This window comes from Agromyces sp. Marseille-P2726 (genome assembly GCF_902809835.1).
In the GTDB taxonomy this organism is placed as follows: Bacteria; Actinomycetota; Actinomycetes; order Actinomycetales; family Microbacteriaceae; genus Agromyces.
Window position 1 is genome coordinate 130,109 of sequence record NZ_CADDWM010000011.1, and the last position, 15,756, is coordinate 145,864.

The following is a 15,756-nucleotide window of genomic DNA, read 5'->3' on the forward strand; positions in this document are numbered from 1 at the left end:
ATTCGTCCATGTGGTCGAGTGGCCTTGAGATCCCGCGGTTCCCGACATCGCGGGGACCGGAACGGAAGGGAAGATCCATGAACATCCTCCTGATCATCGTCGCCATCATCGCCATCATCCTGCTGTTCACGGGCGGGTTCGTGCAGTCACTGAACTTCCTCCTGTGGGTCGGCATCGCGCTGCTCGTCATCGCCGTCGTGGTGTGGCTGGTGCGGATGCTCACCGGCAGCCGTCGCGTCTGACGCCTTCGCGGCTGACGCGGCTCGGCAACGGCTGAGACGCAGCGTCATCGGCGGAGGCCGGGCGGGTTCCGCCTGCTCGGCCTCCATGCCGCTTCGGGGATATACTCGGACGGTCCAGGTGCCTGCGAGGGCACCGGTGCTCGAAAAATGGGCGCGAAGCGAAGGTCGGTCCGCGGTCGGCTGCGCGAGACACATACGGGAACCGCATCCGTCCTGTCTCGAAAGGCCTCAGCATGCCCGACGTCTCCGCCCATGTCGCGCACACCCTCGCCGCCCACGTCGACCATGTCTTCGGAGTGATGGGGAACGGCAACGCCCGGTTTCTCGATGCCCTCGCGCGCAACACCCGGGTGACGTACATCGCCGTTCGTCACGAGGCCGGCGCGGTCGTAGCCGCCGACGCACATTATCGCGCGTCAGGCCGGCTCGCCGGCGCGACCGCGACGTACGGCGCCGGCTTCACCAATACCCTCACGGCGCTCGCGGAGGCGGTACAGGCCCAGATTCCACTCGTGCTGTTAGTCGGCGACCAGCCGACCGCCGGGCGACGGCCCTGGGACGTCGACCAGATCGCCCTTGCGTCGGCGGTGGGTGCCCGCACCTACACGGTCGGGCGAACGGATGCCGCCGCGACCGTCGTGCTCGCCGTCGAGCACGCCGTGGCGAGCCGGCGGCCCGTGGTGCTCGCCCTGCCCTACGACGTGGTCGCCACGGACGCGGGCGAGTTCGCCGAGCCGCCCGCCCTGCGGCATCCGTCGCCGACGATGCCGACCGGCGCATTCGCGACACATGCCGTCGCCGGCTTCGCCGGGGCGCTCGCCGGTGCGCGACGACCGCTGCTGCTCGCCGGACGCGGTGCCTGGCTCGCCGGCGCAGGTGAGGCGCTCGGCGCCCTGGCCGACGCGACGGGCGCCCTCACGGTGACCACGGCCCTCGGCAGGGGGATCTTCCCCGACGCGCGCTACGACCTCGGCGTCGCCGGCGGATTCGGCGCACACGGCGCCATGGAGCTGGTGCGCGAGGCCGATGTCGCCGTCGTCTTCGGTGCCGGCCTCAACCAGTTCACGATGCGGTTCGGCGAGTTGTTCGCGCCCGGCACGCGAGTGATGCAGGTCGATGTCGCACCGACGCCGACGCACCCCAACGTCGCGGGCTACATCCGTGCCGATGCCGCCGTCGTGGCGCGCACGCTCGTCGCCGAGCTCGCGGCCGTCGGTGCACGCTCGTCGGGTTGGCGGGAGTCCGGCGACATCGACGCCGCCCGCGCCTACGACGCGCCCAGCCACGAGCTGGCGGGCGACGGGCGCCTGGCCCCGCGGGCCGCCGCGATCCGCCTCGGGGAACTGCTGCCCGACGACCGCGTCGTCGTCTCCGACGGCGGGCACTTCATCGGCTGGGCCAACATGTACTGGCCGGTCGTCGCACCCGACCGCATGATGATGGTCGGCACGGCGTTCCAGTCGATCGGCTTGGGCTTCCCGAGCGTGGCCGGCGCCGCGGCCGCGAAGCCCGAGTCGACCGTCGTGCTCACCACCGGCGACGGCGGCGGCCTCATGGCGCTCGCAGACCTCGAGTCGGCGGTGCGCGTGGCCGGCGGACGCGGCATCGCCGTCGTGTGGAACGACGCCGCCTACGGCGCCGAGGTCAACCTCTACGGGCTGATGGGACTCGCCGAGGCGCCCATGCGCATCCCCGAGGTCGACTTCTCCAGCCTTGCAACCGCGGTCGGAGCGGAGGGCGTCGTCGTGCAGCGGCTCGCCGATCTCGATCGACTCGCCACTTGGGCGGCGACTCCCGTCGAGGAGCGCCGGTTCCTGCTGCTCGACTGTCGCATCTCGTCCGACGTCATCGCCCCGTACCAGCAGGAGATCGTCGCGATCAACCGGCGCTGAGCAGCGGGCCGGAACGGGCGGATGCCGCCAGCTCGCGCCCGCGACATCGGCCCCATTCTCGGTCGACCGATGATGGTCTGCTACTTCTCCCAGACGAAGTGGCTTCGCGACTGCTCCGCCTCGTGGTCGGGCCCGAGCGGGATGCGCGTACGATCGCGCAGCAGCAGCGTGGCGATGAAGGCGACCACCATGATGCCCGCGATGTAGAACGCGACGGAGGTCGCGGTGCCCGTGGACGCGACGAGCCAGGCGGCGATCGTCGGCGCGAACGCTCCACCGAGGATGGCACCGATCGCGTAGGTGATCGACACGCCCGAGTAGCGGATGGATGCCGGGAACAGCTCGGTGTAGTAGGCCGCCTGCTGGCCGTAGGTGAACCCGTTGCCGATAGCGAACAGCGAGACGCCGAGGAACAGCAGCCACGGGTTGCCGGTGTCGGCGAGCGGGAACAGCAGGAACACGGTCGCGAGGAACGCGATCCAGCCGATGATGTACGTGTTCTTGCGCCCGATGCGGTCGGAGACCATGCCGGCGGCGAAGGTGCAGACGAGCCAGACGACCGATGCTCCGGCGACGGCCAGGAGCACGGGCGTGCGTTCCATGCCGACGAGACCGCCCTGGTCGACGGGCATCGTCGCGTAGTTCTGCAGGTACCCGCCGGTCGTCATGTAGCCGGCGGCGTTGTTACCGGCGAACGTCAGGGCGGCGAGCAGCACGAGCAGCCAGTGCTTGCGGAAGAGCGTGAGGATCGGGGTGCGCGCCTTCTCCTTCTTCGCGGCGATCTCCTGGAACACGGGGCTCTCGTCGACGGCACGGCGCACGATGATGCCGACGATGATGAGCACGAAGCTCAGCAGGAACGGGATGCGCCAGCCCCACCCGAGGAAGGCGTCGCCGGGCGAGATGACCCCCGTCATGAGCGCGAGCACGCCCGACGCGAGCAGCAGGCCGATCGGCACGCCGATCTGCGGGAACGCGCCGTAGCGACCGCGCTTCTCGTCGGGTGCGTGCTCGACGGCCATGAGCACGGCGCCGCCCCACTCGCCCCCGGTGGAGAGCCCCTGGAGGATGCGGAGGAGGATCAGGAGCACGGGCGCGGCGACGCCGATCTGCTCGTACGTGGGCAGCACGCCGATGAGGGTGGTGGCGGCACCCATGAGGATCAGCGTGATGACGAGCATCGCCTTGCGGCCGATCTTGTCGCCGTAGTGGCCCGCGAGGAACGCGCCGAGCGGACGGAACAGGAAGCTCACGCCCACCGTGGCGAACGCGAGGATCGTCGCGAACTGCGGCCCGGCCGGCGCGAAGAACAACGCACCGAAGACGAGGCCTGCGGCACTCGCGTACAGGAAGAAGTCGTACCACTCGATGGTGGTGCCGATGACGGTGGCCATGGCCACGCGGCGAAGCTCATGCTGCCTCGTCTTGGGATGGAACTCGGTGCCGGTTGAGGCGGTCATGCGGGGCGACTCCTCTGTCGTTTCGCTTTCGGGGTTCGGATGCACACGCGACGCGGCATCGCGGCTTATCATATATCATTTCGGATACCATATCCGACCACGATCGAATATGATCAGCAGCGGAGTCTGACATCGAAGTGGAGCCCACCGTGCTCGATCCAGAACGCATCGCCGGTATCGCCGACGAACTCGTCGCCGCCGAGCGCGACCGCACCATCGTTCCACTCCTCACGGCACGGAACCCCGGCATGACGGTCGAGGACGCGTATGCCGTGCAGAGCCTCTGGGCTGAGCGCGGCGTCGCCGCAGGACGGCGGCTCGTCGGCCGCAAGATCGGCCTGACCTCGAAGGTCATGCAGGTCGCCACCGGCATCACCGAACCCGACTATGGGGTGATCTTCGACGACATGGTGATCGAGTCGGGCGCTTCCGTCGACTTCGACCGTTTCTCGAACGTGCGCATCGAGGTCGAACTCGCATTCGTGCTCGCGAAGCCGCTGAGCGGTCCCGACGCCACGATCTTCGACGTGCTCGACGCCACGGCGTACGTCGTGCCTGCGCTCGAGATCCTGAACTCCCACATCGAGATGCAGGGCCGAACCATCGTCGACACGATCTCCGACAACGCCGCCATGGGCGCAATGGTGATCGGCGGCAATCCGGTCAAGCCCGACGCGGTCGACCTGCGCTGGGTCTCGGCGCTGCTCTACCGCAACCAGAGGATCGAGGAGTCGGGCGTCGCCGCCGCCGTGCTCGGCCACCCCGCGATGGGCGTCGCCTGGCTGGCGAACAAGCTCGCTCAGCACGGGCAGTCGCTCGGCGAGGGCGAGATCATCCTCGCGGGCTCGTTCACCCGCCCCATGTGGGTCGAGCGAGGCGACACCGTGCACGCCGACTACGCACAGCTGGGAGCGATCACATGCCGGTTCGAATGACCCTTCCGTCGACCTTCGCACAACGGCTCGCGGCATCCGACCGCCCCCTCGCGGGGATGTGGGTGTGCTCGGGCAGCCCGCTCATCGCCGAGATCGCCGCCGGCAGCGGTCTCGACTGGCTGCTCATCGACGGCGAGCACTCCCCCAACACGCTCGAATCGATCCTCGCCCAGCTCCAGGCGGTCGCCGCCTACCCCACCACCCCGCTCGTGCGCCCGCCGTACGGCGACGTCGTGACGATCAAACAGTACCTCGACCTCGGCGTGCAGAACCTCCTCGTGCCCATGGTCGACTCGGCCGAGCACGCCGCCGAGATGGTGCGCGCCGTGCGCTACCCGCCGGCCGGCGTCCGCGGCGTCGGCAGCGCACTGGCCCGTGCGTCGCGGTGGAATCGCGTGCCCGATTACCTGGCCGATGCCGCAGGCACAGTGTCGCTCACCGTGCAGGTGGAGTCGGCCGTCTCCGTCGCGCACGTCGACGAGATCCTCGCGGTCGACGGAGTCGACGCGATCTTCGTCGGCCCGTCCGACCTCGCCGCATCGATGGGTGTGCTCGGGCAGCAGGACCACCCCGACGTCGTGGCCGCGGTCGAGCAGTGCATCCGCGCTGCCGTCGCCGCCGGCAAGCCGGCCGGAGTGAATGCGTTCGTCCCCGAAGCGGCCGATCGGTACCTCGCGGCGGGTGCGTCGTTCGTGCTGGTCGGCGCGGATGTGGCGATGCTCGCACGCGCGTCCGAGGCCCTCGCCGACCGGTTCATCCAAGCCGAGGGCGGCCGCGAGGCCCCCGACACGACCGACGATGGCGAAGACGGGTCTCGTCCGGGCTACTGACAACTTCACAACCAGAGCCAAATCGTATATGATTTAAGATACGTTCACGCGCGCGACAGACGAGGGAGTCCAATGACCACATACGGGATCGCCACCCCGGGCAAGATCATCGCCGTGCACCTCAACTACCCGTCGAGGGCCGCACAGCGGGGCCGCACGCCCGAGCAGCCGAGCTACTTCCTGAAGCCGGCATCATCCGTCGCGCGCACCGGTGATGCACTCGAGCGCCCGGCGGGCACGGAGCTGCTCGCATTCGAGGGTGAGATCGCGCTCATCATCGGCGAGCCGGCGCGGCGGGTGAGGCCCGAGCAGGGCTGGGCGCACGTTGCGGCCGTGACGGCGGCCAACGACTTCGGGCTCTACGACCTGCGAGCCGCCGACAAGGGCTCGAACCTGCGCAACAAGGGCGGTGACGGATTCACCCCGATCGGCCCCGTTGCGATCCCCGTCGCAGACCTCGGCGAGGGCGACTGGCGCGTCCGCACCTGGGTCAACGGCGAGCTCGCGCAGGAGGACACGTCCGACACGCTGCTCTTCCCCTTCCGCCGGCTCATCGCCGACCTCTCGCAGCTGATGACCCTCGAGACGGGCGATCTCATCCTCACCGGGACCCCCGCCGGATCGAGCGTCGTGGTCCCCGGCGATGTCGTCGAGGTCGAGGTCGACGCACCCGGAGTTCCCGGCGCCCCGACCACCGGCCGACTCGTCACGACGATCACCCAGGGCACCACCCCGTTCGGGGACTTCGGCTCCACGCCATCGGTCGACGACCAGCAGCGGATCGAGGCGTGGGGGTCGGAGGAGGAGCTGGCCGCGGCGGTGGCGGCGGGGCGGGCGCCCGGTCTGGACTCCGCGGCCACGGCCGCCGCGGCTCGACCAGCGGGATCTGCGGCCGCGCCGCCGGCTCGTCCAGCGGCCGACGACTTCGAGCTCACCCCCGAACTGCGCGAGCAGCTGCGCGGCGTCGCCGTCGCGACCCTCTCGGTCGCACTTCGCAAGCGCGGATACCACGACATCTTCATCGAGGGGGTGTCGGCGAACCACGCGGGCGACCGCATCGTGGGCCGGGCGCGCACCCTCCGCTTCATCCCGGCTCGGCCCGATCTCTTCGAGCGGTACGGCGGCGGGTTCAATGCGCAGAAGCGCGCGTTCGACTCGATCGGTGAGGGCGAGGTGCTCGTGGTCGACGCCCGAGGCGAGCGCGGCACCGGCACCGTCGGCGACGTGCTCGCCCTTCGCGCGAAGGTGCGCGGCGCCGAGGGCATCGTGACCGACGGCGGCGTCCGCGACTTCGACGCGGTCGCCGAGATCGGCATCCCGGTGTTCTCGCAGGGCGCGCATCCCAGCGTGCTCGGCCGCCGGCACGTGCCGTGGGAGGTCGACGTGACGATCGCCTGCGGGGGTGCGGCGGTGCAGCCGGGCGACGTCATCGTGGGCGACGGCGACGGCGTCATCGTCATCCCGCCGCACCTGGCCGCGGAGGTCGCGGCCGAGGCCGCCGAGCAGGATGCCGCGGACGCGTGGGTCGCCGACCGCGTCGCCGAGGGCGAGCCCGTCGACGGACTGTTCCCGATGAACGCGCAGTGGCGTGCGAAGTACGAGGACTGGCGCGCAGCGCACGACGCGGCCGGGCGGCTGGAGGCGTGATGACGACGCAGAGCAAGTCCGAATTGGCGTACGGCTTCATCCGTTCCCGCATCGATGACGGGCGCTACGTGCCGGGGTACCGGCTCGTGCTCGGTCAGATCGCCCGCGAGCTCGACGTCTCGGTCGTGCCCGTGCGCGAGGCGATCCGCCGGCTCGAGGCCGAGGGACTCGTGACGTACGTGCGCAATGTCGGCGCCCAGGTCGCCCTCGTGGAGGAGGCTGAGTACCAGCACACCATGCAGACGCTCGCGCTTGTCGAGGGGTATGCGACCGCCCTCAGCGCACCCAGGCTCACGAGCGCCCGTATCGGCCGCGCACGCGAGATCAACGAGCGGATGCGGCAGACCCTCGACCACTTCGACCCGCACCGATTCACCGAGCTCAATCTCGAGTTCCACTCGGTGCTGTTCGAGGAATGCCCCAACCCGCACGTGCTCGACCTCGTGCACCGCGGATGGAACCGTCTGACCGTGCTGCGCGACTCGTCGTTCAGCTTCGTGCCCGGACGTGCGCACGCCTCGGTCGAGGAGCACGACCGCCTGCTGCAACTCATCGAGCAGCAGGCCGCGCCGCTCGACATCGAGCTCACGGCACGAGCCCACCGCACGGCCACCCTCGACGCGGTGCTCGCGTTCCAGTCCGACCACCGGGCGCCCGCCGATGTGCAGCGCACCGGATCAGCCGACTTCTCCGTCGCCGCTCAGTGAAGGGACCATCCATGGCGCATTACATTCCCGAGGGCCTGCCCGACCGCATCCGCCACTACATCGACGGCGAGTTCGTCGACTCCGTCGGCGGCGAGACGTTCGACGTGCTCGATCCCGTCTCGAACGAGACCTACGTGCAGGCCGCGGCCGGACAGAAGGCCGACATCGATCGCGCCGTGGCCGCGGCGAAGCGCGCCTTCCACGAGGGCCCCTGGCCGCGCATGCTCCCCCGCGAACGCTCGCGCGTGCTCCACCGCATCGCCGACGGCGTCGAAGCCCAGGACGCGCGCCTCGCCGAGCTCGAGACGTTCGACACCGGACTCCCGATCACGCAGGCCCTCGGCCAGGCGCGGCGCGCGGCCGAGAACTTCCGGTTCTTCGCCGACCTGATCGTCGCGCAGGCCGACGACACGTACAAGGTGCCCGGCCGCCAGATCAACTACGTCAATCGCAAGCCGATCGGCGTCGCGGGCCTCATCACGCCGTGGAACACGCCATTCATGCTCGAGTCGTGGAAGCTCGGCCCCGCGCTCGCCACTGGCAACACTGTGGTGCTCAAGCCCGCCGAGTTCACGCCCCTCTCGGCCTCGCTCTGGGCCGGGATCTTCGAGGACGCGGGACTGCCGAAGGGCGTCTTCAACCTCGTGAACGGCATGGGCGAGGAGGCGGGTGACGCCCTCGTCAAGCACCCCGAGGTGCCGCTCATCTCGTTCACCGGCGAGAGCCGCACGGGTCAGATCATCTTCGGCAACGCAGCACCGTACCTGAAGGGCCTCTCGATGGAACTGGGCGGCAAGAGCCCGGCCGTGGTGTTCGCCGATGCTGACCTCGATGCCGCGGTCGACGCCACGATCTTCGGCGTGTTCTCGCTGAACGGCGAGCGCTGCACCGCGGGCAGCCGCATCCTCGTCGAGCGATCCATCTACGACGAGTTCGTCGAGAAGTACGCCGCGCAGGCCGAGCGCGTGGTCGTGGGCGATCCGCACGACCCGAAGACCGAGGTGGGCGCGCTCGTGCACCCCGAGCACTACGAGAAGGTCATGAGCTACGTCGAGATCGGCAAGTCCGAGGGCCGCCTCGTCGCCGGCGGCGGCCGCCCCGACGACCTGCCGACGGGCAACTACGTGGCGCCGACGGTGTTCGCGGACGTCCCGAAGGACGCGCGCATCTTCCAGGAGGAGATCTTCGGCCCGGTCGTCGCGATCACGCCGTTCGACTCCGACGAGGAGGCGCTCGAGCTCGCGAACGGCGTGAAGTACGGCCTCGCCGCCTACATCTGGACGAACGACCTGAAGCGCGCCCACAACTTCGCGCAGGCGGTCGAGGCCGGCATGGTCTGGCTCAACTCGAACAACGTGCGAGACCTGCGCACCCCGTTCGGCGGCGTCAAGGCGTCCGGCCTCGGCCACGAGGGCGGGTACCGCTCCATCGACTTCTACACCGACCAGCAGGCCGTGCACATCACCCTCGGTGCCGTGCACAACCCGACGTTCGGCAAGCAGGATGCCCACGAGGCCACCGACCTCGACGATCCCGACCCGCGCTGAGCACGACACCGCGGCATCCGACACATCCAGACATACGACGCAAGGACCCTGACATGACCGCACGAGCAGACAAGACCCTCACCTCCTCGGGCTTCTTCGTCTCGCAGGAGGCTCCCATCCACACCGACGACCCCATCCCGACCCCCACGGCACCGGCCCCCGACATCCTGCGCTGCGCCTACATGGAGCTGGTCGTCACCGACCTCGAGCGCTCACGTGACTTCTACGTCGACGTGCTGGGTCTCACCGTGACCGACGAGGACGAGGACACCGTCTATCTGCGGTCGCTCGAGGAGTTCATCCACCACAACCTGGTGCTGCGCCAGGGCCCGGTCGCGGCGGTTGCGGCGTTCTCGTACCGGGTCCGCACGCCCGAGGACCTCGACCGGGCCGTCGCCTTCTACGAGGAGCTCGGATGCCGCGTGGAGCGCCGCGCCGAGGGGTTCACCAAGGGCATCGGCGACTCCGTGCGCGTCGAGGACCCGCTGGGCTTCCCGTACGAGTTCTTCCACGACGTCGAGCACGTCGAACGGCTCGCCTGGCGCTATGACCTCTACACCCCCGGTGCCCTCGTGCGCCTCGACCACTTCAACCAGGTCACGCCCGACGTGCCGCGTGCGACGAAGTTCATGCAGGACCTCGGCTTCCGCGTGACCGAGGACATCCAGGACGACGCCGGCACGGTGTACGCCGCGTGGATGCGTCGCAAGCCCACCGTGCACGACACCGCCATGACGGGCGGCGACGGCCCCCGCATGCACCACGTGGCGTTCTCGACGCACGAGAAGCACAACATCCTCGCGATCTGCGACAAGCTGGGCGCGCTGCGGATGTCGGATCGCATCGAGCGCGGGCCGGGGCGTCACGGCGTCTCGAACGCGTTCTACCTGTACCTGCGCGACCCCGACGGCCACCGCGTCGAGATCTACACGCAGGATTACTACACCGGCGACCCCGACAACCCCGTGGTCACGTGGGACGTGCACGACAACCAGCGCCGCGACTGGTGGGGCAACCCGGTCGTGCCGTCCTGGTACACCGAGGCGTCGCTCGTGCTCGACCTCGACGGCAACCCGAAGGAGGTCGTCGCGCGCACCGACGACTCGGAGATGGCGGTCACGATCGGCGCCGACGGGTTCTCGTACACCCGAGCCGACGAGGGCGAGGAGTCCATGCCCGAATGGAAGCAGGGCGAGTACAAGCTCGGTCATCAGCTCTGAGCTGATCCGGCCACCGGGGGTTCGAGCGCTGTGCGTGCCCGGACCTCGCTCGCCTCGACGCTACCCCACGGCCGGTTTCGGTGCCCGCTCGGCCCCGGCGAGGAACGAGATCGCGGCGTCCTTGAACGCTCGGGCCGTGAGCGTCGAGACGTGGTCGCGGCCCGGGATCGTGACGAGTTCGGCATCCCAGTCGAGCGCGAGCTCCTGGACGCCCGCGGGCACGGGATCGTCCTCGCCCACCACGAACAGCGTCGGGATGTCGCCGGGAACCGCGAGCGGCGAGCCGGCGACGCCCTCGATGCACGCGAGGAGCGCCTCGCGATCGGCGCCCGCATCGATCGCCGGTCGCAGCACCCGCTCGATGAGGGGGTTGCGGGCGCGCTCGTCTCGGAGGAGCACGTCCCGCACCTCGTCCAGGTCCCAGGACGCGAACAACTCGACCGGGCCGGCGCCGCCGATGACCACGCGCCGCACCCGCTCGGGCGCGAGCTCGGTGAGCGCCGACACGACGCGATTCCCCATCGAGTAGGCGATCACATCGGCCTGCGCCGCTCCCGCGGAGTCGAGCACGGCGACGAGGTCGGCGCCGAGACGGTCGGGTGCGTACGAGTTGCCGTCGATCGGCTTGTCGCTGTCGCCGTGACCGCGCAGGTCGACCGTGATCGCCGCGCGACCCGAGTCGCGCAGCGCCTTCACCCACCCGGTGCCCTCCCAGGTCACCGCCGCGTTGGATGCGAAGCCGTGCACGAGCAGCACGGGCGTCGCGGCATCGGCCGCGTCCGAGGCATCCAGCGCATCACCACCATGGATCCGGTAGGCGATCAGCACGCCGTCGGGCGATTCGGCGTACAGGAGGGGAGTATTCGCGGCCGCGGGCCCCCTCACGCGTCGGCCCTGTCGAGCGCGCTCGACTCCGTGATCTCGGCACCGGCGTGGCCCAGCTCGGCCAGCGCGGCCTCCGACGACTCGGTCGCGACGCCCGCGATGAGGTCGGTGAAGACGCGCACGTGCTGTCCGTGCTCGAGCGCGTCGAGCGCGCTCGCTCGCACGCAGTAGTCGGTGGCGATGCCCACGACGTCGACGTCGCTGATGCCGCGAGAGGTCAGCACCTCGCTCACGGATGCGCCCGACTCGTCCGTCCCCTCGAAGATCGAGTAGGCGGGCACGCCCTGGCCCTTCTTGATGTGCACGTCGATGTGCTCCTGCTCGAGGCCCTCGTGGTACTCGGCCCCCTCGGTGCCGGCAACGCAATGCGGTGGCCACGAGTTCACGAAGTCGGGATCCATGTCTCCGATCGCGAAGTGACCCTGGTTGTCGTGCTCGCCCGAGTGCCAGTCGCGGGATGCCACGACGAGGTCGTACTCGTCGCGATGGCGCCCGAGGAACTCCGTGATCCCCGCGGCGACCGCCGCTCCCCCGTCGACGCCGAGGGCTCCCCCTTCGGTGAAGTCGTTCTGCACGTCGATGATGAACAGCGCACGCGTCATTGCTCGCTCCTTCGCTCGTTCCATCCATTCTCGCCGTTCGCGGCGTCCTCGTGGCAGATGGCGCGGATCACGAGCTCGAGCGTGCCCACCAACTGCGTGAGCGAGTCGAGCGACACCCATTCCGCATCGGCATGCGCACCGCCACCGGCTGCGCCCACGAGGACCACCGGGATTCCCGCCTCCGCGATGAGCCCCGCATCCGTCCACCAGGGGTCGCCGCGACGCACAGCGGGTCGCCCGGTGACCTGCTCGACGGCGGCGAGCACCGCCCGGGCGATCGGCGAGTCGGGGTCGGCCTCCATCGCCGGCCGCGCGACGAGCGGCACGACCCGTGTCGGCTGCGATGGTGCGAGCAGGCGCTCCAAGTCGGCACCCGGGTCGGCCTCGCCCGGCAGCGTGCGACGCTCGACGACGAGCACGCATCGGTCGGCGACGGTGGCCGCGTCGGTTCCTCCCTCGATGGTGGCGACGCGCACGCTTCCGGTACCGAGCAGCGGATGCCGCGGCGACGCGTTGAGACGACCGCGGAGGCCGCGCATCGCGATCATCCCGTCCACGGCCCGGTCGATCGCGTCGACGCCGAGCTCGGGCTGCGAGCCGTGCGCGGCGCGTCCCTCGTATTCGACCCGGAACCACGCGAACCCGCGGTGCGCGAGGGTGACCTCGAGGTCGGTCGGCTCGAGCACCACGGCCGCGTCGGGCCGGGGTCGGCGGGCCTCGCCGGATGCCGCGGCGTCGGCGTCGATCGCGGCGAGCAGTTCCTCCATGCCGACCGACCCGAACTCCTCGTCGGCGGCGAACGCGAGCACGATGTCGCCCGCGAGCCCCGCGGAAGCGGGGGCGGCGGCGATCATCGCGGCGGCCAGGCCGCCCGCCATGTCGTACGCGCCGCGTCCCACGATGCGGCCGGCCGGGTCGTGGGGTTGCGGCGTGCCCGGGCTCGCGGCATCCGGCCCCGCGGTTTCGACGCCGTCCCCCGCGCCGCCGACGGTGTCGAGGTGTCCGGCCAGCATGAGCGTGCGCCGCTCGAGCCACTCGGCGATGAACCGGGCGATGTCCCGCTCGCCGGCTCCACCGGGCACGAGTGAGGGGTTCGTGGCATCGATCGCGACGAGGCGTCGGGTGAGTGCCGCGACCTCGCGACGGCGCTGCGGTTCCCCCGGCTCGCGACCGGTGGACCCCGCGACATCCGTCACCGCTCGGCTCACTGGTTCGCGAGGTTGTCGCCGCAGAGGAAGAACCCCGTCGTCAGTGTGTCGATCGCCTGCTTCGCCTCATCGGTCACGTCTCCCAGTGCGTAGATCGCGAAGGTGAGGGTGGCGCCGTCCTGAGCCCGGATGACGCCCGACAGCGTGTACCCGGTCTCGATCCAGCCGGTCTTCGCGGACACCGCGCCGTCTGCCACGGCGTTGTCGCCCGCGAAGCGGTCGGCGTACGAGAGCGAGCCGCGTTCACCCGAGACGGGCAGGCCGTCCAAGATGACGCCCAGGTTGCCCTCGCGGGCGTTGATCTTGACGAACAGGCGCGTGAGGTACGACGGCGGCACCGCGTTGTCGTCGCTGAGGCCGGAGCCGTCGACCACGACGATCCCCGTCGTGTCGAGGCCGTACGCGGCGAGTCCCTGGAGCACGCCGGCGTTGATGTCGGCGAACGTGTTGCCCGCTCCCGTCTCGATCGCGACCAGCCGCCCGAGCATCTCGGCGACGGCGTTGTCGGACACGACGAGCGCCTTGTCGACGAGCTGGGCCACCGTGGGCGACGCCACCTCCCCGAGCACGGGCGCACCTGCCGGCGCCGTGCCGCGCTCGATCGCCGAGATGCCGCCGAGCTCCCTCGCGAACGCGTCGCCGGCGCGGCCGATCGGGTCGCCGCTGCGCCACGACGTCTCGGCATACGGATCGTCGCGGTCGCCGTCGACCATGAGCGCCGTGATGTTCGGCATGTACCCGTACTCCCGCTCAGCGGGATCCCAGCTCGGCTGCCACTCGTCGCCGGCGAACAGGCTCGCGTCGAGCACCAGCTTCGTGAGCGGCGGATTGGAAGGGTCGGCATCCCACGCGGCCCGCACCTGCGCGGCCAGCTCGTCGAGGTGCGCCGCCCCCGGATACACGGTCGCGGACCCGCTCGGGGTGCTCGACAGCGTGACGTCGCCGCCGCCGACCAGCACCGCGGATCCGGGCTCCGCGCCCTTCACGACCGTCGTGGTCGTGCGGTACTCGGGCCCGAGCACCGAAAGGGCCGCGGCGGACGTGAGCACCTTCATGACGCTGGCCGTGCGCGACGGAGTCGTGCCGCCGCGGTCGTAGAGCACCTCTCCGGTCGTCGCGTTCATCACCTGCGCCTGCAGGTTGGCGAGGCGAGGGTCGGCAGCACGGTCGGTCACCGAGCAGGTCCGGAGCCGGCTCACGGATGCCGCGGCCGGCGCAGGCCGGGTGGGCTCGGCGGTGGGGGTCTGCGTGACGGCGGCGGGCGCCACCCGGTCGCCATCCGCCAGTGCGGCCCCGGCGTAGACGGCTCCGGTGCCGAGCAGCGCGACGGCAAGGGCCCCGCCCGTGAGGGCGGTCGCCATCCGATGGCGCCGCACGAACGAGATGACGGGGTTCGACGAGCCGGCAGCGGGGTCGGCGGACGTCGTGGGCTCGTCGGCCTCATGCGCGCGCTCGGGGAACGCCGTCTCGTCGTTCACCCGGGAATTGTACGAAATGGCCCGGAGTGGAGCCTGACCGTCGCCCGAGCGACCGCCCCACCGTCACACCGTCACTCTCCGGGGTAGCGCAACCCGATCTGCTCGCGGATCGCGTCGAGCGTGCCCATGATGGCGATCGATTCGTCGATCGTCAGCAGGTCGCCGCGCAGGTTGCCCTCGGCGACGAGCCGCTCGACCGCCTCAGCCTGGAAGTGCATGCCTCGACCGACGACCTCCGAGCGGAACTCCTCGATCACCGCACCATCGGCGGCGACGACCCGAAAGGAGGTGGGCATGTACCACGTGCGGTCGATCTCGATCCGGCCATCGGTGCCGATCACCGTCGCCGTGTTCGGGCCGAGCACGTCGCTCGCGGTCACCATCGACGCCATGCGGTCGCCCCGGTAGCCGAAGATGGTGGCGACCTGCGCATCGGCGCCGGTGGGCTTGAACGTGGCGGTGGACTGGATGGTGGCCGGCGCCCCGAACACGTCCCACGCGAACGACACCGGGTAGACGCCGAGGTCGAGCAGGGCTCCGCCGCCGAGCTCGAGCGCGTTGATGCGGTGCAATGGGTCGTCGGAGAGCTTCTGGGTGTGATCGACGATCAGCGTTCGCACCTCGCCGAGCGTGCCTTCCGCGAGGATCTCGCGGACACGGGCCATGTGCGGCAGGTACCTGGTCCACATGGCCTCCAGCACGAGCAGACCGCGTGCTGCGGCCACATCGGCGAGCTCCTGTGCCTCACGCTGGTTGAGGGTGAAGGGCTTCTCCACCAGCACGTGCTTGCCCGCTTCGAGCATCAGCCGGGCGCTGCGGGCATGCATCGGGTGCGGAGTGGCGACGTAGACGACGTCGACGTCGGGGTCGGCGGCGAGTGACTCGTAGCTGCCGTGCACGTCGGCGATGCCGAACTCGGAGGCGAACGCCTCAGCGGATGCCCGGGATCGCGAACCCACGGCCTGCACCGTGAGCCCGTTGAGATGCAGGTCGTTGGTGAAGGCTCGGGCGATGCCGCCCGTTGCGAGGATGCCCCAGCGCAGTCGTTCCGTCATGAGCGAAGCCTACTGGCGGCTCGCCCTCCGGCCTTTCACCTGTTGAAC

14 protein-coding genes are annotated in these 15,756 nt (G+C 70.3%); 8 read left to right on the plus strand and 6 right to left on the minus strand.

Going from position 1 to position 15,756, the window contains the following annotated elements:
• Positions 1-77 precede the first annotated feature (77 nt).
• Together HUS56_RS05000 and HUS56_RS05005 are read left to right on the plus strand one after the other, a co-directional pair.
• A complete protein-coding gene (locus HUS56_RS05000; protein ID WP_173922288.1) occupies positions 78-242 on the plus strand; it encodes a hypothetical protein in 165 nt (54 codons plus the stop codon).
• 233 nt (positions 243-475) lie between these two features.
• Positions 476-2,134 carry a thiamine pyrophosphate-binding protein gene (locus HUS56_RS05005; RefSeq protein WP_173922289.1) on the plus strand — a complete coding sequence of 553 codons (1,659 nt, stop codon included), beginning with the start codon at positions 476-478 and terminating at the stop codon, positions 2,132-2,134.
• An 80-nt stretch (positions 2,135-2,214) separates the two neighbouring features.
• Here HUS56_RS05005 and HUS56_RS05010 read toward each other — a convergent pair whose 3' ends face one another.
• Entirely contained in the window at positions 2,215-3,594 is a 1,380-nt protein-coding gene (locus HUS56_RS05010; RefSeq protein WP_173922290.1) for an MFS transporter, read from the minus strand.
• Positions 3,595-3,743: 149 nt separating this feature from the next.
• Here HUS56_RS05010 and hpaH point away from each other — a divergent pair, with 149 nt between their 5' ends.
• From hpaH to hpaD, 6 genes are all read left to right on the plus strand, one after another.
• The gene (hpaH, locus tag HUS56_RS05015) at positions 3,744-4,529 is read left to right on the plus strand and encodes a 2-oxo-hept-4-ene-1,7-dioate hydratase (RefSeq protein ID WP_173922291.1); all 786 of its coding nucleotides are present in this window, start codon (positions 3,744-3,746) and stop codon (positions 4,527-4,529) included.
• Complete coding sequence (locus tag HUS56_RS05020; protein ID WP_173922292.1) at positions 4,514-5,359, plus strand: HpcH/HpaI aldolase/citrate lyase family protein; 846 nt, start codon at positions 4,514-4,516, stop codon at positions 5,357-5,359. Before hpaH ends, HUS56_RS05020 begins: the two co-directional genes overlap by 16 nt.
• A 72-nt stretch (positions 5,360-5,431) precedes the next feature.
• Positions 5,432-7,006 (plus strand): fumarylacetoacetate hydrolase family protein, encoded by a 1,575-nt coding sequence (locus HUS56_RS05025; RefSeq protein ID WP_173922293.1) that lies wholly within the window; start codon positions 5,432-5,434, stop codon positions 7,004-7,006.
• On the plus strand, positions 7,006-7,713 hold the full coding sequence (locus HUS56_RS05030; protein WP_173922294.1) for a GntR family transcriptional regulator: 708 nt from the start codon (positions 7,006-7,008) through the stop codon (positions 7,711-7,713). The genes HUS56_RS05025 and HUS56_RS05030 overlap by 1 nt, the downstream gene beginning before the upstream one ends.
• An 11-nt stretch (positions 7,714-7,724) precedes the next feature.
• Positions 7,725-9,260: a 5-carboxymethyl-2-hydroxymuconate semialdehyde dehydrogenase gene (hpaE, locus tag HUS56_RS05035; RefSeq protein WP_173922295.1), complete on the plus strand. Its 1,536-nt coding sequence runs from the start codon at positions 7,725-7,727 to the stop codon at positions 9,258-9,260.
• Positions 9,261-9,313: 53 nt separating this feature from the next.
• Positions 9,314-10,480, plus strand: a complete 1,167-nt coding sequence (gene hpaD / locus HUS56_RS05040; protein ID WP_173922296.1) for a 3,4-dihydroxyphenylacetate 2,3-dioxygenase — start codon at positions 9,314-9,316, stop codon at positions 10,478-10,480.
• Positions 10,481-10,540: 60 nt separating this feature from the next.
• Here hpaD and HUS56_RS05045 read toward each other — a convergent pair whose 3' ends face one another.
• The 5 genes from HUS56_RS05045 to HUS56_RS05065 all read right to left on the minus strand — a co-directional run bounded on the left by HUS56_RS05045 (position 10,541) and on the right by HUS56_RS05065 (position 15,708).
• The gene (locus HUS56_RS05045; protein WP_254431300.1) at positions 10,541-11,365 is read right to left on the minus strand and encodes an alpha/beta fold hydrolase; all 825 of its coding nucleotides are present in this window, start codon (positions 11,363-11,365) and stop codon (positions 10,541-10,543) included.
• The gene (locus HUS56_RS05050; protein WP_173922297.1) at positions 11,362-11,967 is read right to left on the minus strand and encodes an isochorismatase family protein; all 606 of its coding nucleotides are present in this window, start codon (positions 11,965-11,967) and stop codon (positions 11,362-11,364) included. The genes HUS56_RS05045 and HUS56_RS05050 overlap by 4 nt, the downstream gene beginning before the upstream one ends.
• Positions 11,964-13,175: a M20/M25/M40 family metallo-hydrolase gene (locus HUS56_RS05055; protein WP_254431301.1), complete on the minus strand. Its 1,212-nt coding sequence runs from the start codon at positions 13,173-13,175 to the stop codon at positions 11,964-11,966. The genes HUS56_RS05050 and HUS56_RS05055 overlap by 4 nt, the downstream gene beginning before the upstream one ends.
• Positions 13,172-14,653, minus strand: a complete 1,482-nt coding sequence (locus tag HUS56_RS05060) for a D-alanyl-D-alanine carboxypeptidase/D-alanyl-D-alanine-endopeptidase (protein ID WP_173922298.1) — start codon at positions 14,651-14,653, stop codon at positions 13,172-13,174. The genes HUS56_RS05055 and HUS56_RS05060 overlap by 4 nt, the downstream gene beginning before the upstream one ends.
• A gap of 71 nt (positions 14,654-14,724) precedes the next feature.
• A complete protein-coding gene (locus HUS56_RS05065) occupies positions 14,725-15,708 on the minus strand; it encodes a Gfo/Idh/MocA family protein (protein ID WP_173922299.1) in 984 nt (327 codons plus the stop codon).
• Positions 15,709-15,756 lie beyond the last annotated feature (48 nt).